Here is a 21,741-nt window from a genome sequence, read left to right as displayed (position 1 = left end):
GGGGCCCGGCTCAGCAGGCGACCGCGGGCCCGGCGTCCGGCACCGGGCGGCGGGCCAGCGCCAGCAGGCCCGGCGCGTCGTTGCGCTGGGCGAACGCCCGCACCTCGGCCAGCGGGGCGGGCTCCGGGTCGCCGGCCAGCTCCAGTTCGGCGGCGGCCAGGGCGAGTGCCAGCATCCGGTCGGTCACGTCCGGGATCCGGGCGTAGATCTCCGCCCCGGCCAGGTGCAGCTCGGCCGCCCGGCGGTGATCGCCGTCGGCCGCCGCGACCGCACCGGTGACCGTCCGCAGCGCTGCCTCCGACCAGGGCGTGCGGTGGTCGAGGCGGTCCAGCATGGCCCGGACCCGAACGGTCGCGTCCCGGCCGGCCAGGGCGGCCGCGTACGCGGCGGCGGCGATCCACTCGCCGCTGGCCAGCGCGGGCACCGCCGACCAGGCGTCGGCCAGCTCGTCGATCAGCTCCGCCGCCTCCTCGGCCCGGCCCTGCAGCGCCCTGCAGAGCGCCGCCATGCCGAGCATGGTCCAGTGCGGCCGGTGGAAGCCACTGCGCCGGGCGCTGTCCAGCGCGGCGGCCACGTCGTCCCGGTGCCGGGCCGCCGCCGCGCCGTCGCGCGGGGTGGGGGCCGGTCGGGGCGCCGGCGGCACGGGCTGCCCGCGCAGCACCAGCAGGCAGGAGCGCAGCCCGCGCACCTGCATGTCCCAGCCACCGGTCGGGGTGTCCACGAACGCGTCCGCGGCGGTGATCAGCCGGTCGAAGTCCCCGTCGAAGTAGGCCCGCATGGCCTCGCCGGAGTAGCTGGTGGTCAGCGTCTGGCCGCTCGCCGTCCGGGCCGGCGCGGTGGTCAGCAACGCGTCCGAGCGCAGCCAGTCGCCCTCCTCGCGGACCGCGAACGCCAGGTTCTGCACCGCCCGGTGCAGCGCCAGCAACTGCTGCGCCCGGCTGTATTCCACGATCGCGTGCAGGTCGTCCAGGCCGGACCGGTCGCCCGCCTGGTAGCGGGCCGTGGCGGCGGTGATCCGGGCGTTGGTGCGGGTCTCCGACAGCCCCAGCCGCTCACCGATCTCCGCCGCGGTCTCGGCGGCGGCCACCGCCGCGTCCCGCTCGTAGTTGAGCATGTGCAGCCGGCCCAGCTCGGCGTACGCGTCGGCCTTCTGCGGGCTGTCCGGCAGCGGCTCGAACAGCCCGACCGCCCGGTCCAGGCAGGCCACCGCCGCGCTCCGGTCGGCGCGCAGCCAGGCCGCCTGGCCGAGCAGCGTCCAGGCCCGGGCGGCGCAGGCCTCGTCGCCGTGCGCGAGCAGCCGGTCGGCGAGCGCGTGCAACTGCTCGGGCCCGCCCCCGGAGAGGAACGCGTTGCCGTCCCGGTAGAACGAGATCTCCGTGCTGAGCAGCTCCAGCTGGAGCCGGCCGACCGGGTCGCTGTCGTCGGCCAGGCCGAGCGCCCGGCCGGCGTGCGCGGCCGCCGCGTCCAGCCCGTGCAGGGCGTACGCCCGGCGCGCCGCCCGGTGCAGCGCGGCGCGCGCCGGCCCGGCGTAGCGGTGGGTGTCCATGCCCAGGGTGCGGGCGATCTCGTGGGCGGCCCAGCGGTGGTGGGCGAGCACCTCGGCCAGGTCGGTGTCCCGGGTGTGCGAGAGGGCGTCCAGCCAGTCCGCGGTCCGCTCGTGCCGGGCCACCCGCTCGGTGCGCGGCAGCCGCTGGTAGCAGACGTCCCGAACCAGCACGTGCCGGAACCGGAACTCCGCCTGCCCGGCCATCGTGGACGCGGCCTGCTCGTGCACGAAGTCGCGCTGCTCCAGCCGGCGCAGCGCCCGTTCCACCGGCTCGACCGGCTGGCCCAGCGCGGCGGCCACCGCGCCCGGCCAGAACTGCACGCCCACCACCGAGGCGGCCAGCAGCACCGCCCGGTCCTTGGCGTCGAGCAGGTCGACCCGGTTGGCGATGACCGCGTGCACGCTCTCCGGCATGGGCAGGTCGAGGTGCTTCTCCAGCGACCAGCCGCGCCCCGACTGGCGCAGCGCGCCCTGCTCGATGAGCATCCGGACGTACTCGTGGGCGTAGAGCGGGTTGCCGCCGGCCACCTCGACCAGCGGGGTGAGCATCTCGGCGGGAAACGCCGCCTGGCCGAACATGTGCGCGTAGAGCGAGGCGATGCCGGTGTCCCGCAGCGGGGGCAGGGTGACGGTGACCGAGCCGGTGATCGTCCCCGCCCAGCTCGGGTCCCGGTCGACCAGCTCCGGGCGGGCGGTGCAGAGGAGCAGCAGCGGCACGTCCCGGGCGGCGGTGCCGAGCAGCTCGACGAAGCGCAGCATGGCGTCGTCGGCCCAGTGCAGGTCCTCGAAGACCAGCACGGTGGGGCGCCGGACCGCCAGCGCCAGCAGGAACCGCCGCCAGGCCGACTCGGCCTCCTCGGCGGGCAGGGCGGTGCCGGTGAGCCCGACCAGCGGGCGCAGCGCGTCGACGAGGCGATCGCGCTCGGCCGGGCCGACCAGCTCGCTGACCGCGGCGGTGAGGCGCTGGGCCGCGGCGGACGCCGGGTCGGTGTCGAGGATGCCGGCCTCTGTCTTCACGACGTCGGCCAGCGCGGCGAAGGTGACGTTCTCGCCGAACGGCGGGCACCGCCCGGTACGCCAGGTCAGCGGCTCGTCGACCAGCCGGCCGGCGTGCTTGTGCAGCTCCCGGATCAGCCGGCTCTTGCCCAGGCCGGCCCGACCGAAGAGGGTCACCACCTGGGGCAGCCGGTCCCGCAGCGAGCGGTGCAGCGCGTTGACCAGCAGCCCCAGCTCGTGCTCGCGGTCGATCAGCGGGGTGGTGTCCGGCTCGCGGTCGGTGGGCTGCCGGCGAACCGGGGCCAGGGCCAGCCAGACCTCGGTGGGGCTTGAGCGGCCGCGCAGGGTGACCGCCGGCTGCTCCTCGTAGCGGATGGCGTCCTTGGTGAGCGCGTGCGTGACGCCGCAGACCAGCACCCCGCCGGGCGGGGCCACCGACTGCATCCGGGACGCCGTGTTGACCACGTCACCGGCCACGATGGCCTGCCCGCCGTCGCGGGCCGCGGCCACGTCCACCAGCGCCTCGCCGGTGGCCACCCCGACCCGGAAGCGCAGCTCGTCGTGGCCGCTCGGGGCGAACCGGGTGAGCACCCGTTGCAGCTCCAGCCCGGCCCGTACGCAGCGCAGCGCGTCGGTCTCGGTGGCCACCGGGGCGCCGAAGAGCGCCATCACGGCGTCGCCGATGTACTTCTCCACCACCCCGCCGTACTGCCCGACGACCCGCTTCGCGGCGGAGAAGAAGCCGGTCTGCATGCCCCGGACCTGCTCCGGGTCGGCCCGCTCGACGTACGGGGTGAAGTCGATCAGATCGACGAAGAGCACGCTGACCCGGCGGCGGTCCTCCTGCGGCGTCGGCACCGGCTGCCTGGCCCCGGCCCGGGGCGAGCCGCACGAGGTGCAGAACACCACGTCGGTGGCGAGCGGGCGCAGGCAGTGCGGGCAGACGGCACCCAGCTCGGCGCCGCAGCCACCGCAGAAGCGGTCGCCCTCGGTCGCGGTACGTCCACAACGGTCACACTGCGCGGAGATGTCAGGCCTCCACTGGATCTGCCGGCCGGTCCCGGCCGGGCGCCGTCCCCCGCGGCGTCACGGTGAGTATCCCGCCCGCCGGCAGTGTCAGGTACCGGGCTGTTGGCTTGTGGACACTCGTCCGGGCGGCCGGTGGGGCCGTCGGGCGACTACATTCATGCCGCCGGACGACGACGACCGCGATCGAGGGGGACCAACCATGGTGTACGTGAAGCTGGAGAGCGACTGGACCGACGGCGACGGCGTCGCCCACGTGGCGGGGGAGTCCGTCGACGTGGACGCGGCCACCCTCGCCACGCTGCAGGCCGAGGGCATCGTCAGCGAGGGCTCCGGCGGCGGCAAGGACACCAGCGAGTGGGCCGGCCCGGGCAGCACCACCGCATGGGCGGGGCCGGGCAGCGCCGGCGTCTGAGCCGGGCGGACACACGACGAAGGGCCGGGGCGGCGTGCCCCGGCCCTTTCCCGTGTCCGTCAGCGGTCGTTCATGCCGGCGCGGCGGCGCAGCGCGGCGACGTCGGTGACCACGATGCGGCGTCCTTCGGTGCGCAGCCAGCCCCGGCTGGCGAAGGATCCGATGGCCTGGTTGACGCTCTGCCGCGAGCCGCCGGCCATCTCGGCGAGTTGGCTCTGGTTGAGCTCGATGGTGATCATCGGGGCCTGGCTCTCGCCGGCCAGCCGGACCAGCGTCTTGGCCACCCGGCCGGGCAGGTCGAGGAAGACGTGGTCGGCGTTCTGCTCGGTGAGCCGGCGGATCAGCTGACCGAGGGAGCGCATCACGGCGTCGAGGATGCGCGGGTTGGAGTGCACTAGCTCCATGAAGGCCGGCCGGGACAGCGCCAGCGCGGCGCTGTCCTCGATCGCCTCGGCCGACGCCGACCGGGTCGAGGCGTCCAGCAGCGAGACCTCGCCCAGCACGTCCGGGGGCCGGATCACCGACAGCACGGCGCGTTCGCCGGTCGGGGCGGTGCGGAACACCGCCACCGCGCCGCGGCGCAGCACGATCAGCGACTCGCCGGGGTCGTTCTCGACGAAGAGCAACTGACCCTTGCGGTACGTGCGCGGCACGGCCGCGGCGATGACCCGCTGCCGCACCTCCGGCTCCAGCCCGGCGAACATCTCCACGCCCGTGAGCGCGTCACCCGGCTCCGGCAGGCGAACCTCCACGGCCCAACCCCTCCCCGGTCAAGGACCACAACTCGCACACCGGGTGAACCCGCAAAGCCCGGTACGAGGCATCTCAACCGGTTCGGCGTCCGGTAGCGGTACACATCAGATCATGACGCTCCCGTCGCGTGCTGTACACCCCTGGAGACACTTCCGTGACCGTCACGAACTGCGCGGACGCGCCGTCGACCTCGGCGGACGGCCCCGGCGACCAGCGGCCGGCGGCGGTGGGCGAGGATGGTGCCGATGGTCTACCGCTACTTCTACGACTGTGAGTTCATCGAGGACGGCCGCATCGTCGACCTCGTGTCGATCGGCGTCGTCGACGAGTACGGCCGCGAGTTCTACGCGGTCTCCACCGAGTTCGACGACTCCCGGGCGGTGCCCTGGGTGCGCCGCAACGTGCTGGACAAGCTCCCCTCGCCGGCCGACCGGGCCTGGCGCTCCCGGGAACGGATCCGCGACGACCTCTACGAGTTCCTGATGGCGCCGGTCCGGGACCGGCCCGGCGAGCAGTTGGAGCTCTGGGCCTGGTACGCGGCGTACGACCACGTGGTGCTGGCCCAGCTCTGGGGGGCGATGCCGGCGCTGCCGCGGGAGATCCCGCGGTTCACCAAGGAACTGCGCCAGCTCTGGGACGAGCGCGGCCGGCCGCGGCTGCCGGAGGCGGAGGCGGACCGGCACGACGCGCTGGTCGACGCCCGGCACAACCTGGCCCGCTGGCGGGCGATGACCGTCCGGTGAGCTGTCGGCAGGTTTGACCGGTTCTGTCCCGGGCAGGATCGGCATCGAGCCGATCCGAGGGAGGGCCGCATGAGCAAGCAGCCGACCAGCGCCGCGGATGGCCGCCGCCGGGTCACCGAGCTGATCCGGGCCGCGCGCATCTGCCTGCTGACCACCACCGCCGTCGACGGGCGACTGGTCAGCCGCCCGATGGGGCTCCAGGAGGCGGAGTTCGACGGCGACCTCTGGTTCTTCGCGTACGCGGACTCCGCCAAGGTCCGCCAGATCCGGGTCAACCCGCAGGTCAACGTGGGTTTCTCCGACCAGCGGCAGCACGCCTGGGTGTCGGTGGCCGGCACCGCCGCCGAGGAGTGGGACCGGGCGCGGGCCGAGCGGCTGTGGCACCCGCTGCTGAAGGCCTGGTTCCCGGACGGGCTGGACACGCCGGGCCTCACGCTGATCAAGGTGCACGCCGGCTCCGCCGAGTACTGGGACGCGCCGAGCAACACGGTGGTGAGCCTGCTCGGCCTGGCCCGGGCGGCGGTCACCCGGCAGCCGCCGAGGGCGGGGGAGAACGGCGAGGTCAGCTACTGACCGGTAGCCGGTCCGGGGGTCGGAACGGGGCCGGGGCGCGGTGTCGGCGGGCACCCACGCCGACTACAGTGCGCACTGACGGCCCGCCCCGGGCCGGCAACGGCGCCGATGGTCTGATCTGACACATATCCTGGGGCTTATCCGGGCTTCACCTGATGCTCCAGGAGGATGAGCAGATCATGCGTATCGGCGTGCTCACCGGCGGCGGCGACTGCCCAGGTCTCAATGCGGTGATTCGGGCGGTGGTCCGCAAGGGCGTCGCCACCTACGGTCACGAGTTCGTGGGCTTCCGGGACGGCTGGAAGGGCCCGCTGGAGGGCCTGTCCAAGCCGCTGGGCATCGCGGAGGTGCGCGGCATCCTGCCGCGTGGCGGCACCATCCTCGGCTCGTCCCGGACCAACCCGTTCAAGATCGACGGCGGCGTGGAGCGGATCAAGGACAACCTCGCCGCGCAGGGCGTGGACGCGCTGATCGCGATCGGCGGCGAGGACACCCTCGGTGTCGCCACCAAGTTGCACGAGCTGGGCGTCCATGTCATCGGCGTGCCGAAGACGATCGACAACGACCTCGGCGCCACCGACTACACCTTCGGCTTCGACACCGCCGTGAACATCGCCATGGAGGCGATCGACCGGCTGCACACCACCGCGGAGAGCCACCACCGCACCCTGGTCGTCGAGGTGATGGGCCGGCACGCCGGCTGGATCGCCCTGCACGCCGGTCTCGCCGGCGGCGCCAACGTGATCCTGCTGCCCGAGCGGCAGTTCGACGTCGAGCAGGTCGCCGGCTACGTCGAGAAGCGCTTCCAGCACCAGTACGCCCCGATCGTCGTGGTCGCCGAGGGCGCCCAGCCGCTGGACGGCCAGATGGTGCTGCACAACCAGGAGCTCGACGCGTTCGGCCACGTCCGCCTCGGCGGCATCGGCCAGTGGCTCGCCGAGCAGCTGGAGGCGAAGACCGGCAAGGAGGCCCGCACCGTGGTGCTCGGCCACATCCAGCGCGGCGGCACCCCGACGGCGTTCGACCGGGTGCTCGCCACCCGGCTCGGCCTGCACGCGATCGACGCGGCGAACGAGGGCGACTGGGGCAAGATGGTCGCGATGCAGAGCACGGACATCGTCCGGGTTCCGCTGGCCGAGGCCACCCGCGAGCTGAAGACCGTGCCGCTGGAGCGGTACGCCGAGGCCGAGGTCTTCTTCGGCAGCTGACCGACGGCGGGCGGCGCGGCGGGTCCTCGAACGGGCCCGCCGCGCCGCACCTCCACCGAGAGGGGTACGGCTCATGGCACCCGAGGTGCACACGGTCGCGGTGATCGGCGCGGGCAAGATCGGCGAGCTGATGCTCTCCGGGCTGCTCCGCTCCGGCTGGCCGGTCGAGCGGCTGCTCGCCACCGCCCGCCGCCCCGCCCGCGCCGAGGAACTGACCGCCCGGTACGGCGTCCGGGTGGTGGACAACCTCACCGCGGTGGACGAGGCCGAGGTGCTCGCCGTCTCGGTCAAGCCGCAGGACGCGGCGGCACTGCTGGACGAGATCGGCCCGAAGGTGCCCGCCGACAAGCTGGTCATCTCGCTCTGCGCCGGCCTGCCCACGGCCTTCTTCAACCGCAGGCTGCCCGAGGGCACCCCGGTGGTCCGGGTGATGACCAACACCCCGGCGCTGGTCGACGAGGCGATGAGCGCGATCTCGCCCGGCGCGCACGCCACCGGCGCGCACCTGGCCCTGGCCGAGGAGATGTTCAAGCCGCTCGGCGCCACCCTGCGGGTGCCCGAGTCCCAGCAGGACGCGGTGACCGCGCTCTCCGGCTCCGGCCCGGCCTACTTCTACCTGCTGGTCGAGGCCATGATCGACGCCGGCATCCTGCTCGGCCTGCCGCGCCAGGTGGCGCACGAGCTGATCGTGCAGACCGCCATCGGTTCGGCCGTGATGCTGCGCGACTCCGGCGAGCACCCGGTGAAGCTTCGCGAGGCGGTCACCTCGCCGGCCGGCACCACCATCTCCGCCGTCCGCGAGATGGAGAACCACGGCGTCCGCGCGGCCATGCTGGCGGCGCTGGAGGCGGCCCGCGACCGGGCCCGCGAACTGGCCGCCCAGGCCGACTGACCCCCGTCAGCCGAGGGTGGCCAGCACGGCCGGCGCGACGTTGCCGCCGCTGAGCACCAGGACGGTCCGCTCGCCGGGCGCCACCTCGACCAGCCCCGCCCGCAACGCCGCCAGGGTGACCGCGGCGGCCGGCTCGACCAGCAGCTTCGTGGCCGCCACCAGGTCGGCCCAGGCCGGCAGGATGGCCGCCTCCGGCACCTCCACGACCGTGTCGACCAGCGCCCGGACGTGCGCCAGCGTGTGCCGCCCGGCGAACGGGGCGGCCAGGCCGTCGGCGACCGAGGCCGGGCGGACCGGCAGGGTGGGCGTCCCGGTCCGCAGCGCGTACGACATCGCGTTGGCCCCGTCCGGCTCCACCCCGACGATCCGGGTCGCCGGGGATCCCGCGCGGACGGCCGCGGCGATCCCGCTGATCAGCCCGCCGCCGCCCACCGGTACGAGCACCAGGTCCGGGCGCGGGCCGTCGGCCAGGATCTCCCGCCCGACGGTGGCCTGACCGGCGATCACGTCCGGGTCGTCGAAGGGCGCGAGCAGGTGGAAGCCGCGCTCGGCCGCGACCGTCTCGGCGGTGGCCAGCAGGTCGTCGGTGAGCACCGCCTCGGCGCCGAGCCGGCGTACCGCGGCCAGCTTGCTGGGCACCGCGTGCGGTGGCATGCAGACCACGGCGGGTAGCCCGGCCGCGCGGGCGACGTGGGCCACCGCGATCGCGTGGTTGCCGGCGGAGAAGGCCACCAGCCCGGCCGGCGTGCCGGCGCGCTCGGCGTGGGCGAGCAGCGCGTTGGTGGCGCCGCGGACCTTGAAGCTCCCGGTGTGCTGGAGGTTCTCCGCCTTCACCGCCAGCCGCAGGCCCAGGTCGGCGCCGAGGACCGGCGCCTCCAGCAGCGGGGTGTGGACCACCCGTCCGTCGAGGCGCTTCTCGGCCGCAGTGATGTCGTCCCCGGTGATCAACCCCACCCGGCGAGCCTAACCCGCTCCGCGCGATGGCGAAAATCTTCAGTTGCGCTCACGTGCCCGGCAACGGTTTGTATCAATAAGCGTCTATCCGCAGTCGGCGCGAATCGTTGATCTTTCGTCGGCGTCCAATCTATTGGTATCTATCTCCCACCACCACTTCCCACCCCCAGGAGTGCGACGTGCGGAGATCCCGTCTAGCCACCCTCGCCCTGACCCTGGCCGCCTCCCTCGGCGTCACGCTGCCCCTGGCCGCCCCCGCCCAGGCGGCCCCGACCGATCGCTACGTCGCTCTCGGCGACTCGTACGCCTCCGGCGTCGGCGCCGACAGCTACACCTCCGAGAGCGGGTCCTGCCTGCGCAGCACCAACGCCTACCCGGCGCTCTACAACGCCAACATCAGGCCGGCCTCGTACCGCTCGGTCGCCTGCTCCGGTGCCACCACCACGGACGTCGTCAACAACCAGCTCTCCGCGCTCTCCTCGACCACCACGCTGGTCAGCGTCACGATCGGCGGCAACGACGTCGGCTTCTCCAGCATCATGAGCACCTGCGTGCTCCAGGGCGAGACCCAGTGCGTGGCCGCGGTCCAGGCCGCCGAGGACAAGGCCCGCACCGAGCTGCCCGGCAAGCTGGCCAACGTCTACAACGGCATCCGGAGCCGGGCCCCCTCGGCCCGCGTGGTGGTGGTCGGCTACCCGGTCTTCTACCAGCTCGGCACGGTCTGCGTCGGCCTGAGCGCCACCTCGCGGGCGAAGATCAACGAGGGGATCAACCTGGTCGACGACATCACCCGGACGGCGGCCACCTCGGCCGGCTTCACCTTCGCCGACGTCCGGTCGATCTTCGTCGGGCACCAGCTCTGCAGCTACGGTGAGAAGTGGCTGCACGCGTTGAACTACCTGAACCTCACCGTCTCGTACCACCCGACGGCCGCGGGGCAGTCCGGCGGCTACTACCCGGTCTTCCGCTCCGCCGCGGGCTGACCCGGGCGCGTCCCCCGCTCCGCCCGACGGACGGGTGGAGCGGGGGCCGCGGGGTGGGCCCGGTCAGTAGAGCAGGTACGGACGCCGCCGCTGCTCGAAGGCCGCCAGCTCGTCGGCCCAGGCGCCGACCACGTCGTCCACCTCGGCTCCGGCGTCGATCATCGTGCGCAGCCGGGGCGAGCCGGTCAGCTTGTCCACCCAGTACGGCCGGGCGGTGTCCCACGAGTCGATCCGCCACGCGAACGCCGGGTACTTCCGCGCCTCGACCAGCATCGCCACCGCGGTGCGGATCGGGTCGTAGGCGGCCCGGTCGACGATCTTGACCTCGACGCCGGCGCAGAGCTTGTTCAGCAGGGCCGGCTTCTGGCCCGCCGCCGTCGGGGAGAAGTACGCCTCGCGGAACTCGACACCCGGCAGGTTCCGGGCGTTGAGCCGGTCGCCCCAGTGGTGGTCGAAGTCGCCGGCGAGCCCGCCGATCAGCTCGAACGGCCGGCAGGTGCCCCGCCCCTCGGTGATCGATGCGACGCCCTCGAACAGGCAGGTGCCGGGGTAGACCAGCGCGGTGTCCGGCGTGGGCATGTTCGGACTGGGCATCACCCACGGCAGGTCGGTGTCGGCGGCGAGCAGGTCACGCTTCCAGTTCCGGCAGCGCACCACCTCCAGCTCGACCGACCGTCCGGCCTCAGCGGGCAGGAACTCCGCGTTGAAGAACCGGGCCAGCTCGCCGACGGTCATGCCGTGCTGCTGGACGATCTCCTTCAGCCCCACGCCGGACGTGAAGGCGGGCGTCATCATCGGCCCGTACGCCCGCCCGCCGACCGGGTTGGGCCGGTCGAGGACCACGTACCGCTTGCCGACCCGGGCCGCCGCGACCATCGACGTGTACATCGTCCAGATGTACGTGTAGAAGCGGGCGCCCACGTCCTGGATGTCGAAGACGACCGTGTCCACGTCGGTGGACGTGAACAGGCTCTCCCATTTGGCCTGGCTGGCGCCGTACGCGTCGTAGACCGGGATGCCCGTGCGGGCGTCCGTCCCGGTGCCCTCGCTGCCGCCGGCCTGAGCGGATCCGCGGAATCCGTGTTCGGGGCCGAACGCCGCGACCACCTGCACGCGGCCCGACTCGTGCATGAGGTCGACCAGGTGCCGGTAGGCCGCGTCCACACCGGTGGGGTTGGACACCACCCCCACCCGCTGGCCGGCCAGTGCGGCGAATCCGGAATCGACCAGCACGTCCAGGCCGGTCGCCACCCGACGGATGCCGGGCACCGCCTGCCCCGCCGTGCCCGGGGCCGCCGCGGCGACCGCGCCCGCGGTGACCGCACCCGCGCCGGCCAGGAACCTTCTGCGCTCCATCATGACCTCCTCGTCCGAGGTCTTTGAAACTTAGCTACAGCTCGATGGGCGGTCAAGGAAGGTTCCCTACAAGGGTGGGCGTCAGCCGACCGGCAGCACCTTCTCGACCGCGGCGCGCAGCTCCGGAGCGTCGGGCGTGATCGTGGGGGCGAACCGGGCCGCCACCGTGCCGTCCGGCGCGACGAGGAACTTCTCGAAGTTCCACCGCACGTCGCCGGTGTGCCCCTCGATGTCCGGGGCGGACACCAGCTCGGCGTAGAGCGGGTGCCGGTGCGGGCCGTTGACGTCGACCTTTTCGGTCAGCGGGAACGTGACGCCGTAGTTGACCTGACAGAACTCCTCGATCTCCGAGGCGGTGCCGGGTTCCTGGCCGGCGAACTGGTTGCACGGCACGCCGAGCACGGTCAGGCCCCGGTCCGCGTACTCGTCGGCGAGGGCCTGGAGGCCGGCGTACTGCGGGGTGAGGCCGCACCGGGAGGCCACGTTGACCACCAGCAGGGCGCGGCCGTGGTACTGCCCAAGGTCGGCCGGGCCGCCGGCGAGGGCGTCGATCTGCACGTCGAAAACGGTCATGGGACGAGGCTACGGGGCCGGTCGGGCCCGCCGGCGCCGGACCCGAGGAATCGATGCATCTGCATCTTGACGAAGTGGTGACGCGTGAGTAGCGTCTCAGCATCCAATCTGGAAAGTTTCCTAACTGTTTGGGGAGACGCCGTATGAAGAGATCGCTCCGCCGGGCCCTCTGGGCCACCGGCGCCGTGGTCGCGCTCGCGGTCGCGGCGGTGCCGATGGCGACCGCCTCCGCCGCGGGCAGCGTCACCGCCACGTTCACCAAGGTGCAGGACTGGGGAACCGGTCACGAGGCGAAAGTGACCATCACCAACGGCACCAGCGCCAGCGTCGACACCTGGCGCATCGAGTTCGACCTGCCCGCGGGCACCACCATCAGCAGCTCCTGGGACGCCGACGTCACCAGCAGCGGCAACCACTACGTGGCGGTCAAGAAGAGCTGGGCCGGCCCGCTCGCCGCGGGCGCCAGCTTCAGCTGGGGCTACAACGGCACCGGGGCGTACAAGGCGCCGCTGACCTGCACGGTCAACGGCGCGTCCTGCTCCGGCGGCACTCCTCCGACGACGACCGCGCCGACCACGACGCCGCCGCCGACCACCACTCCGCCCACCACGGCCCCGCCGACGACCACGCCTCCGCCGACCACGCCTCCGCCCACCACGACCCCGCCGAGCGGGGGCAAGAAGGTGGTCGGCTACTTCACCGAGTGGGGCGTCTACGGCCGCAACTACCACGTGAAGAACGTGCACACCAGCGGGTCCGCCGCCAAGCTGACCCACCTGCTGTACGCCTTCGGCAACACCACGGGCGGGCGGTGCAGCATCGGCGACAGCTACGCCGACTACGACAAGGCGTACACCGCGGCGGACAGCGTCGACGGCGTGGCCGACACCTGGGACCAGCCGCTGCGCGGCAACTTCAACCAGCTCCGCAAGCTGAAGAAGATGTACCCGAACCTGAAGGTGATCTGGTCCTTCGGCGGCTGGACCTGGTCGGCCGGCTTCACCCAGGCCGCGCAGAACCCGGCCGCGTTCGCCGACTCCTGCTACTCCCTGATCAAGGACCCGCGCTGGGCGGACGTCTTCGACGGCATCGACATCGACTGGGAGTACCCGAACGCCTGCGGCCTCCAGTGCGACACCAGCGGCCCGAACGCCTTCAAGAACGTGATCAGCGCGCTGCGGAGCAAGTTCGGCTCCAGCTTCCTGGTCACCGCGGCGATCACGGCCGACGGCAGCACCGGCGGCAAGATCGACGCGACCGACTACGCCGGCGCCGTGCCGAACCTCAACTGGCTGATGCCGATGACGTACGACTACTTCGGCGCCTGGGCGGCCCAGGGCCCGACCGCCCCGCACTCGCCGCTCACCTCGTACACCGGCATCCCGCAGCAGGGCTTCTGGTCCGACGCGGCGATCCAGAAGCTCAAGTCCAAGGGTGTCCCGTCCGACAAGCTGCTGCTGGGCATCGGCTTCTACGGCCGCGGCTGGACCGGGGTGACCCAGTCGGCACCCGGCGGCACCGCCACCGGCCCGGCGCCCGGCACCTACGAGCAGGGCATCGAGGACTACAAGGTGCTCAAGAACACCTGCCCGGCCACCGGCACGATCGCCGGCACCGCCTACGCCAAGTGCGGCAGCAACTGGTGGAGCTACGACACCCCGGCGACCATCGGCGGCAAGATGACCTACGCGAAGAACCAGGGCCTCGGTGGCGCGTTCTTCTGGGAGCTCTCCGGAGACACCAGCAACGGTGAGCTGATCAGCGCCATCAAGGGCGGTCTCGGCTGAGCCGAGGGCCGACGCACCACCCACCCGGCGGGGAGGGGCCGCACCGGCCCCTTCCCGCACGGTGTCGGTTCAGGTACGGATGCTGCGGTCCCGGTGCTCGCGGGGCGAGAGCCCGTACGCGGCACGGAACGCCCGGCTGAAGTGCGCCCGGTCCCGGAAGCCCCAGCGGGCGGCGACCTGGTGGACGGCGAGGTGCCGCAGCCCCGGGTCGGCCAGGTCGCGGAAGCAGCGGTCCAGGCGGGCCGTGCGGATCAGGGCCGCCACGGTCGTGTCGGCGTCGTCGAAGAGCCGGTGCAGTGCGCGCACCGAGAGGTGGTGCGCCTCCGCCACGGCGGCCGGGTTGAGCTCCGGGTCGGCCAGGTGCTGCCGGATCCACGCCTCCACCCGGGCCCGCAGGCCCGTGATCCGCACCTCGACGGGCAGTTCCCCCTCCACCTCCAGCTGCCCGGCCAGGGTGCCGGCGATCAGGTCCAGGGCGATCCGGTCGAGCCCCGGCGCGTCCGAGGCGGCGTACTGCTCGGGGTGGGCCACCAGCCGGCGCAGGAAGTTGGCCAGCAGGGCGCCCATCCCGGCGTCGGCGGGGATCTCCGCGGCGAGCAGCGCCGCCGCCCGGCGCGGGGGCAGCGGCAGCGCCCGGTGGGGCACCAGCGCGGTCAGCGTCTCCAGCGGGCCGGCGGCCCGGTCCGGCGCGTGCCGGGAGCCGTGCGGGCGGACCGTGTCGATGAAGGCGAAACCGGACGGGTCGAGCCGGGCCGACCGCCGCTGCTGCGACACAACACCGTGGCCGTTCAGCGGCAGGGCGAGCTGATAGAACTCGGGGTCCGAGCTGCGGATCAGCCGGGGGGTGCGGGCCAGCTCCAGCGACGGGTACCGCCAGACGCCGAGCCGGACCACGCCCAGGTCGACGGCCCGGGCCGAGGCGGCGAAGTCGGCCGCGTGCGCGCTGCTGATCCGGGCGGCCGCCGAGTCGCGGGCCACGACGTCCTGCCAGAAGGCGAACCGCTCGGCCGGGGGCAGCCCGGCGGTGTCGACCGATGCCACGGCGAGGACGACCATCACCTCCTTCAGGGGTACGCCATTGTCGGCGCCGGCCGGCCCGGCGTCCAACCGGTGGGGGCCGGACGCCGATCCGCGTGCCGCTCTGGTCGGCCGGGGCGATCCGGGCGAGGATGGGCAGGTCGTCGAGGGCGGTGGCAGCCGCCCACCGGCCGGCCTGGCGGGCCGGCATACGACGGCGTCGATGTGACAGACTCGCCGCTCGGCATGTCCCGATGCCCGCGCGATGGAAGGGGACCGATGGGCCTGACGCACCCGAGGGCGGTGGCCGGCGGCGCGCTGCTCGCGCTTCTGACGGTCACACTGGCCGGCTGTGGCCTCGGCGGCGGGGACGACGCCGCGGGCACCCCGGCCAGCCAGTCGCAGCGGGCGCCGGCCGAGGAGGCGGCGGCCAAGAGCCGGGAGCGGGTCCAGGCGTACCTGGACGCGATGGCGGCCAAGGACGTCGACGCCGGGCGCAGCCAGCTCTGCGCGCCCATGCAGACCGCCTTTGACGCCGCGGCCACCGGCCCGAACGGCGACTTCGCCGACCACTTCACCGTCCCGCAGGCCACCATCACCGACGTCCGGTCCGGCCCGCACGGCGAAGAGGTCAGCACCACGATCAGCGTCGCCGTCGGCTCCCGCAAGGCCACCCGGTCGCTGCTGTTCACGGTCACCCGGACCGGCGCCGACTGGTGCATCGCCGGCGAGGCGCTGGGCGGCAACACCCCGGAGCCGGCGGCCACCCCCTGACCCCGCACCGGCCCCGACCTGCGGCGGTTCCGGAATGTGTCGATGATCTCCCAACCACCGGAACCGTCCCCCTCGGCGACGGGCCGCCCCGGCGGTCGCCGTACGCTTTCTCCCATGCGCCATGAGTGGCATCAGCTGAGTCACCCCGCGGTGGGCAGCCCGGGGCTCCAGACCAGTCGTCCGACCGCCGACTCCGCCGAGGACGCGGCCCTCGGCCTGGACCGGTGGCGGGACCTCCCACGCGCGCAGACCCCGCCCTGGCCGAACCAGGAGCAGGTCGCCGAGGTCTGCAAGGTGCTGGACACGGTGCCGTCCGTGGTCGCCCCCTACGAGGTCGACCAGCTCCGGCAGCGGCTGGCCCTGGTCTGCGAGGGCAAGGCGTTCCTGCTCCAGGGCGGCGACTGCGCGGAGACCTTCGCCGACAACACCGAGAGCCACCTGCTGGCCAACGCCCGCACCCTGCTCCAGATGGCGATCGTGCTGACGTACGGCGCGTCGCTGCCGGTGGTCAAGGTCGCCCGGGTCGCCGGCCAGTACACCAAGCCCCGGTCCCTGCCGACCGACGCGCGAGGCCTGCCGGCCTACCGCGGCGACATGATCAACTCGCTGGAGGCCACGCCGGAGGCGCGGGTCGCCGACCCGCAGCGCATGATCCGGGCGTACGCCAACTCGGCCGCCGCGATGAACATGCTCCGGGCGTACCTGGCCGGCGGGCTGGCCGACCTGCACGCGGTGCACGACTGGAACAAGGGCTTCGTCAAGCAGTCCCCGGCCGGCGAGCGCTACGAGGCGATCGCCCGGGAGATCGACCGGGCACTGGCCTTCATCCGTGCCTGCGGGATGACCGACGACGAGGCGCTGCGCACCGTCACCCTCTACTGCTCCCACGAGGCGCTGGCGCTGGAGTACGACCGGGCCCTCACCCGGATCTCCGGCGGCCGGGCGTACGGCCTGTCCGGGCACTTCCTCTGGGTCGGCGAGCGGACCCGGCAGCTCGACGGGGCGCACCTCGACTTCATCTCCCGGATCGCCAACCCCATCGGGGTGAAGCTCGGCCCGACCACCACCCCGGACGAGGCCATCGAGCTCTGCGAGAAGCTCAACCCGGACAACGTCCCCGGCCGGCTCACCCTGATCAGCCGGATGGGCAACCACCGGGTGCGGGACGCGCTGCCCCCGATCGTCGCCAAGGTCACCGCCGCCGGCGCCAAGGTCGTCTGGCAGTGCGACCCGATGCACGGCAACACCCACGAGTCCTCGAACGGCTACAAGACCCGGCACTTCGACCGGATCGTCGACGAGGTGCTCGGCTACTTCGAGGTGCACCGCGGCCTGGAGACCCACCCGGGCGGCCTGCACGTCGAGCTGACCGGCGAGGACGTCACCGAGTGCCTCGGCGGCGCCCAGGGCATCGAGGACCTCGACCTGCCCGACCGGTACGAAACCGCCTGCGACCCGCGACTGAACACCCAGCAGTCGCTGGAGCTGGCCTTCCTCGTGGCGGAGATGCTCCGTGGCTGACGCGGGGAGTGCGCTTGCGCGAGCCCCGCAGTCGGCAGCCGAAAGGACAACTGTGGCTGACTTGATCGATCTTCGTTCGGACACCGTGACCCGGCCGACCGCCGGGATGCGGGAGGCGATGGCCACCGCCGAGGTGGGTGACGACGTCTACGCCGAGGACCCCACGGTCACCGCGCTGGAGACCGAGGTCGCCGCGCTCTTCGGGCACGAGGCGGCGCTGTTCGCCCCGACCGGCTCGATGGCCAACCAGATCGCTCTCCAGCTCCTCGTCCCGCCGGGGGACGAGTTGCTCTGCGACGCCGACGCGCACGTGGTCACGTACGAGATCGGCGCGGCCGCCGCGTACGGCGGCATCTCCTCGCGGACCTGGCCGGCCGTGGGCGCGGAGATCGACCCCGAGGTGGTGGCCGGGATGGTCCGGCCCGACGGCTACTTCGCGGTGCCGACCCGGGCCATCGCCGTCGAGCAGACCCACAACCGGGGCGGCGGCGGAGTGATCCCCCTGGCGACCCTGCGTGAGCTGCGCCGGGTCGCCGACGAGCACCGGCTCGCCCTGCACTGCGACGGCGCCCGGATCTGGCACGCGCACGTTGCCGACGGGGTGCCGCTGGCCGAGTACGGCGCGCTGTTCGACACCCTCTCGGTCTGCCTCTCCAAGGGCCTCGGCGCCCCCGTCGGCTCGGTGGTGGTCGGCAGCGCCGAGAAGATCGCCCGGGCGCGGTTCGTCCGCAAGCGGATGGGCGGCGGCATGCGGCAGGTCGGCATCCTGGCGGCCGCCGGCCGGTACGCGCTGGCCCACCACGTCGAGCGGCTCGCCGAGGACCACGCCAAGGCCGCCCGGCTGGCCGAGGCGGTCGCTCCGTACGGGGTGCTCGCGACCGTGGTGCGGACCAACATCGTCCCGCTCGACCTGGCCAAGCACCCGCTCGACGCGCCGGCCCTGGCGGCCGCCGCCCGGGCGGAGGGGCTGCTGATCTCGGTGCTCGGCCCGCGTACCGCCCGCCTGGTCACCCACCTGGACGTCTCCGACGCCCAGGTCGACCGCGCCGCGCAGATCCTCACCGGCCTCCTCCGCGCCTGACCCCTGGGCTCCACGCCTCGTTGATCAAGAGGTTTGCGTCATCCGCGGCGCGGATCCCGACGCGAACCTCTTGATCAACTCGGGATGGGCGGGGATCAGGGGTGGAGGCGTTTGAGGGTGGCGATGTCGGCGGCGTGGCCGACGTGCTTCTCGGTCGGGGTCTCCACCAGGATCGGGATGCCGGCGGTGGCGGGGTGGCGCATCAGCTCGGCGAACGCGGGCTCGCCGATGGTGCCCTTGCCGATGCTCTCGTGCCGGTCCCGGGTGGAGCCGCACAGGTCCTTCGAGTCGTTCGCGTGCACCAGCTTCAGCCGGTCCGCGCCGACCGTGGCCACCAGCGCGTCCAGCGTGGCGGTCATCCCGCCCTCGGCGGCCAGGTCGTGCCCGGCCGCCCAGGCGTGGCAGGTGTCGAAGCAGACGCCCATCATCGGGTGCCGGTCCACCGCGTCCAGGTAGGGGCCCAGGTGCTCGACCCGGGAGGCCAGCGACCGGCCACCCCCGGCGCTCGGCTCGACCAGCAGCATCGGCCCGTCGCCGGCCGCGCTGTCGTCGAGCAGCGGCAGCAGGGCCGTGCGGACCTGCCGCATGGCTGCCTCAGCGTGGTCCGCGTCGACGGCGCTGCCGGCGTGGAACACCACGGCCTGCGCGCCGATGGCCCGGCCCCGGCGCAGCGCGTGCGCCAGGGTCTCCGCCGACCGCTCGACCGTGGCCGGCGTGGGTGAGCCGAGGTTGACCAGCAGCGAGGCGTGGATGAAGACCGGCAGGCCGCGCTCGCCGCAGCCGTCCCGGAACAGCACGTCCTGCTGCGGGTCGCCCGCCGGCAGCGCCCAGCCGCGGGAGTTGGAGACGTAGACCTGCACCGCCTCGGAGGCGGCCGCGTCGGCGTAGGGCAGCGCCGCCTTGGCCAGCCCGCCGGAGGTGGGGGTGTGCGAGCCGACCCGCCGCCGCGCGCTCACGCTCTGCTCGCTCACAGGCACGTCACCGTGACCGGGGTGCCCGGCGGCACCGGGGTGTTCTCGCCGGGGTTCTGGAAGCGGGCCACCCCGTTGGGGTTGAGCTGGATGTTGACCGGGAAGCCCTGGCTCTCCAGCACCTGCTTGGCCTGTTGGCAGGGCAGGTCGACGACGCGGGGGACGGGCACCTGGGCGGGGCCCTTGCTGACCTCCAGCTTGACCTGGGCGCCCTTCTCCACGCCGGTGCCGTCGGCCGGGCTCTGGCCGAGGATCTCGTCCTTCGGCTTGTCGGAGTCCTTGTAGTTCTCCACCGGGGTCAGCCCGAGCTGGCCGAGGATGGTGCGGGCCTCGGTGAGGTTCTTGCCCACCAGGTTCGGCACGGTCACCGGGGCGCGGCCCTTGCTGAGGATCACCGTCACCTTCGACCCCGGTTTGACCACCGTGCCCACCTTCGGGTCGGTGGCCAGCACCACGCCGGCCGGCAGCGCGTCGTCGTAGCGGGAGCTGCCCTTGACCGGTACCAGCTTGGCGTCGGTCAGCTCGGCCTGGGCCAGCTCGAAGTCCTTGCCCACCACGTCCGGCACCGGCAGCCGCTCGGGGCCGAGCGACAGGGTCAGGGTGATCGTGCCGCCCTTGACGATCCGGGTGGCGGAGACCGGGTCCTGGCCCAGCACCGTGTCCTTGGGGATCTTCTCGTCGTAGCGGGGTTCGGCGTAGCGCAGGGTGAAGCCGCCCCGGGTGGCCTGCGCCTCCGCGTCCGCCTTGGTCAGGCTCATCAGCTGCGGGGCGACAGTGTAGCGGCCCACCCCGAACCACCAGCCGCCCAGCGCGGCCACCAGGCCGAGCACCACGGCCGCCGCGGCGACCGCCAGACGGCCGCGCGGCGAGCCCATCACCCGGGTACGCAGCTCGGCCAGCCGGCTGCCCAGGCCCTCGTCCTCGACGGCGCGGCGGCGGTGCGAACGCTGGCCGCCGCCCTCGGGCAGCCGGGCCCAGGCGGGGCGCTCGGCCGGGCGGACCGCCGCCACCACCATGGTGGGCTGGGCGAGCACGGCCGTCTCGTCGCCCACCTGCCGCAGCACCGCGGTGCGCGAGTTGCCGTTGCCCAGCTCGTCCCGGACGGCCTGCACCTCGGTCAGCAGCGCGCCGGCGTCGGCCGGGCGCGCGGCCGGGTCACGCCGGGTGGCCCGGGCGACCAGCTCGTCGAGGACCGGGGGCAGTGCCGGCACCAGGGTCGACGGGGCCGGCACGTCCCGGTCGACGTGCTGCCAGGCGACCTCCACCGGGCGGTCGCCGTCGTACGGCACCCGGCCGGTGAGCATCTCGAACAGCACGATGCCGGCCGAGTAGACGTCGGTGCGGGGATCCGCGTGGCCCTGGGTGACCAGCTCCGGCGCGACGTACGCCACGGTGGCCATGAGCTGGTTGCCGTTCTCCTCCTCGGCGCTGGCCTCGACCGCGCGGGCCAGCCCGAAGTCGGCCACCTTGACCACGCTGTCCACCAGGCTGGTGGTGCCGCCGGTGGGCGCCTCGGCGACCAGCACGTTCTCCGGCTTGACGTCGCGGTGCACCAGGCCGGCCCGGTGCGCGGCGGCGATCGCGGCGAGCATCTGCTCGGCGATGGCCAGCGCCTCGTCCGGGGCGAGCCGGCGCCGCTCGGCGAGCACGTCGCGCAGGGTGCGGCCGCGCACGTACTCCATCACCAGGTAGGGGAGGCCGGCGTGGCTGCCCTGGTCGTAGACCGCCACCACGTTGGGGTGGGTGAGCCGGGCGATGGTCTTCGCCTCGTCGGTGAAGCGCTCGACGAAGCCGGCCATCCGGGCCCGGGCCTCGGGCGCCTGGGTCGGGTGAATGATCTTGACCGCCACGGTGCGCTCCAGGCGCTCGTCGGTGGCGGTGTACACGGTCGCCATGCCGCCGCGGGCCACGCGACCGCGAATGCGGTAGCGCCCGTCGATCAGCGAGCCCAGCAACGTGTCGGCGACCTGTGTGTCCATCGGCAGGCAGTCTATGTGTCGGGAGGGTGAAGGTTGAACAGGATGCTACAGCCGGGTTGGGACCGTGGTGGAACGCCGCGGGCCGCCGGCGGGGTACGGGGTGCCGCCGACCGGCCCCGGCGGGCACGTGGCAGGGTGGTCGGGTGACCGATTCCGTACCCGCCGAGACCGCCGCCACGGGCGCCGACCTGCCCGGACCGACCGACCCGGCCGGCTGGCTGACCCTGCCGGACGTGGCCGAGCGCCTCGACCTGTCGATCAGCAAGGTGCACCAGATGATCCGCGACCGGGAGCTGCTCGCGGTGCGCCGCGACGGCGTCCGCCGGATCCCGGCCGACCTGGTGGCCAACCGCACCGTGCTCAAGCACCTGCCCGGCGTGCTCAACCTGCTCACCGACGCCGGCTACGACGACGAGGAGGCGCTGCGCTGGCTCTACCAGGAGGACCCGAGCCTCCCCGGCACCACGCCGGCCGCCGCCCTCGCCGGCGACCAGGCCCGCGAGGTCAAGCGCCGCGCCCAGGCCCTCGGCTTCTGACGGGCGCCCAACCCCGTCGATCATGAGCTTGGCGGCACTTCGGGAGATCGACTTCGC

The 21,741-nt window shown here is 73.5% G+C and carries 19 protein-coding genes; 11 read left to right on the top strand and 8 right to left on the bottom strand.

Annotated features, from left to right (window positions below; all coding sequences use genetic code 11):
* Positions 1–10: 10 nt before the first annotated feature.
* Complete coding sequence (locus tag AB0F68_RS11705; RefSeq protein WP_357335918.1) at positions 11–3,571, bottom strand: adenylate/guanylate cyclase domain-containing protein; 3,561 nt, start codon at positions 3,569–3,571, stop codon at positions 11–13.
* 199 nt (positions 3,572–3,770) lie between these two features.
* On the opposite strand from AB0F68_RS11705, the gene AB0F68_RS11700 reads away from it, so the two are divergent.
* The gene (locus AB0F68_RS11700; RefSeq protein ID WP_357335473.1) at positions 3,771–3,983 is read left to right on the top strand and encodes a hypothetical protein; all 213 of its coding nucleotides are present in this window, start codon (positions 3,771–3,773) and stop codon (positions 3,981–3,983) included.
* Positions 3,984–4,042: 59 nt separating this feature from the next.
* Here AB0F68_RS11700 and AB0F68_RS11695 read toward each other — a convergent pair whose 3' ends face one another.
* On the bottom strand, positions 4,043–4,735 hold the full coding sequence (locus AB0F68_RS11695; protein ID WP_357335470.1) for a Crp/Fnr family transcriptional regulator: 693 nt from the start codon (positions 4,733–4,735) through the stop codon (positions 4,043–4,045).
* Between the two features lie 246 nt (positions 4,736–4,981).
* Here AB0F68_RS11695 and AB0F68_RS11690 point away from each other — a divergent pair, with 246 nt between their 5' ends.
* The 4 genes from AB0F68_RS11690 to proC all read left to right on the top strand — a co-directional run bounded on the left by AB0F68_RS11690 (position 4,982) and on the right by proC (position 8,152).
* Positions 4,982–5,479, top strand: a complete 498-nt coding sequence (locus AB0F68_RS11690) for a polyadenylate-specific 3'-exoribonuclease AS (protein WP_357335916.1) — start codon at positions 4,982–4,984, stop codon at positions 5,477–5,479.
* Positions 5,480–5,548: 69 nt separating this feature from the next.
* Positions 5,549–6,052 (top strand): pyridoxamine 5'-phosphate oxidase family protein, encoded by a 504-nt coding sequence (locus tag AB0F68_RS11685; RefSeq protein ID WP_357335467.1) that lies wholly within the window; start codon positions 5,549–5,551, stop codon positions 6,050–6,052.
* 179 nt (positions 6,053–6,231) lie between these two features.
* Complete coding sequence (locus AB0F68_RS11680; protein WP_091320179.1) at positions 6,232–7,260, top strand: 6-phosphofructokinase; 1,029 nt, start codon at positions 6,232–6,234, stop codon at positions 7,258–7,260.
* Between the two features lie 73 nt (positions 7,261–7,333).
* Positions 7,334–8,152 (top strand): pyrroline-5-carboxylate reductase, encoded by an 819-nt coding sequence (gene proC / locus AB0F68_RS11675; protein ID WP_357335465.1) that lies wholly within the window; start codon positions 7,334–7,336, stop codon positions 8,150–8,152.
* Between the two features lie 6 nt (positions 8,153–8,158).
* On the opposite strand, the gene AB0F68_RS11670 is transcribed toward proC, so the two are convergent.
* On the bottom strand, positions 8,159–9,106 hold the full coding sequence (locus AB0F68_RS11670) for a threonine/serine dehydratase (protein ID WP_357335462.1): 948 nt from the start codon (positions 9,104–9,106) through the stop codon (positions 8,159–8,161).
* A 179-nt stretch (positions 9,107–9,285) separates the two neighbouring features.
* Here AB0F68_RS11670 and AB0F68_RS11665 point away from each other — a divergent pair, with 179 nt between their 5' ends.
* Positions 9,286–10,089 carry an SGNH/GDSL hydrolase family protein gene (locus tag AB0F68_RS11665; RefSeq protein ID WP_357335460.1) on the top strand — a complete coding sequence of 268 codons (804 nt, stop codon included), beginning with the start codon at positions 9,286–9,288 and terminating at the stop codon, positions 10,087–10,089.
* A 63-nt stretch (positions 10,090–10,152) separates the two neighbouring features.
* Here the strand turns inward: AB0F68_RS11665 and AB0F68_RS11660 are convergent, their stop codons facing one another.
* On the bottom strand, positions 10,153–11,445 hold the full coding sequence (locus AB0F68_RS11660) for a DUF1343 domain-containing protein (RefSeq protein ID WP_357335456.1): 1,293 nt from the start codon (positions 11,443–11,445) through the stop codon (positions 10,153–10,155).
* 81 nt (positions 11,446–11,526) lie between these two features.
* On the bottom strand, positions 11,527–12,018 hold the full coding sequence (locus AB0F68_RS11655; RefSeq protein ID WP_357335454.1) for a glutathione peroxidase: 492 nt from the start codon (positions 12,016–12,018) through the stop codon (positions 11,527–11,529).
* A 143-nt stretch (positions 12,019–12,161) separates the two neighbouring features.
* Here AB0F68_RS11655 and AB0F68_RS11650 point away from each other — a divergent pair, with 143 nt between their 5' ends.
* Positions 12,162–13,805, top strand: coding sequence for a glycosyl hydrolase family 18 protein (locus tag AB0F68_RS11650; RefSeq protein ID WP_357335451.1), 1,644 nt, complete (start codon positions 12,162–12,164; stop codon positions 13,803–13,805).
* Between the two features lie 69 nt (positions 13,806–13,874).
* On the opposite strand, the gene AB0F68_RS11645 is transcribed toward AB0F68_RS11650, so the two are convergent.
* A complete protein-coding gene (locus AB0F68_RS11645) occupies positions 13,875–14,861 on the bottom strand; it encodes a helix-turn-helix domain-containing protein (RefSeq protein ID WP_357335449.1) in 987 nt (328 codons plus the stop codon).
* A gap of 240 nt (positions 14,862–15,101) precedes the next feature.
* Between AB0F68_RS11645 and AB0F68_RS11640 the strand changes: the two genes are divergently transcribed.
* The 3 genes from AB0F68_RS11640 to AB0F68_RS11630 all read left to right on the top strand — a co-directional run bounded on the left by AB0F68_RS11640 (position 15,102) and on the right by AB0F68_RS11630 (position 18,198).
* Positions 15,102–15,596: a hypothetical protein gene (locus tag AB0F68_RS11640; protein WP_357335446.1), complete on the top strand. Its 495-nt coding sequence runs from the start codon at positions 15,102–15,104 to the stop codon at positions 15,594–15,596.
* 114 nt (positions 15,597–15,710) lie between these two features.
* Positions 15,711–17,117 (top strand): class II 3-deoxy-7-phosphoheptulonate synthase, encoded by a 1,407-nt coding sequence (locus AB0F68_RS11635; RefSeq protein WP_357335444.1) that lies wholly within the window; start codon positions 15,711–15,713, stop codon positions 17,115–17,117.
* A gap of 52 nt (positions 17,118–17,169) precedes the next feature.
* The gene (locus AB0F68_RS11630) at positions 17,170–18,198 is read left to right on the top strand and encodes a GntG family PLP-dependent aldolase (protein WP_357335442.1); all 1,029 of its coding nucleotides are present in this window, start codon (positions 17,170–17,172) and stop codon (positions 18,196–18,198) included.
* A gap of 95 nt (positions 18,199–18,293) precedes the next feature.
* Here the strand turns inward: AB0F68_RS11630 and AB0F68_RS11625 are convergent, their stop codons facing one another.
* Together AB0F68_RS11625 and pknB are read right to left on the bottom strand one after the other, a co-directional pair.
* The gene (locus AB0F68_RS11625; RefSeq protein WP_357335912.1) at positions 18,294–19,154 is read right to left on the bottom strand and encodes a deoxyribonuclease IV; all 861 of its coding nucleotides are present in this window, start codon (positions 19,152–19,154) and stop codon (positions 18,294–18,296) included.
* 11 nt (positions 19,155–19,165) lie between these two features.
* A complete protein-coding gene (pknB, locus tag AB0F68_RS11620; protein WP_357335441.1) occupies positions 19,166–21,148 on the bottom strand; it encodes a Stk1 family PASTA domain-containing Ser/Thr kinase in 1,983 nt (660 codons plus the stop codon).
* Between the two features lie 188 nt (positions 21,149–21,336).
* Between pknB and AB0F68_RS11615 the strand changes: the two genes are divergently transcribed.
* On the top strand, positions 21,337–21,684 hold the full coding sequence (locus AB0F68_RS11615; RefSeq protein WP_357335909.1) for an Rv2175c family DNA-binding protein: 348 nt from the start codon (positions 21,337–21,339) through the stop codon (positions 21,682–21,684).
* The last annotated feature ends 57 nt before the right edge of the window (positions 21,685–21,741 follow it).

The organism is Micromonospora sp. NPDC023966 (assembly GCF_040639095.1).
In the GTDB taxonomy this organism is placed as follows: domain Bacteria; phylum Actinomycetota; class Actinomycetes; order Mycobacteriales; family Micromonosporaceae; genus Micromonospora.
This window is presented reverse-complemented; position numbering and strand designations above follow the sequence as displayed.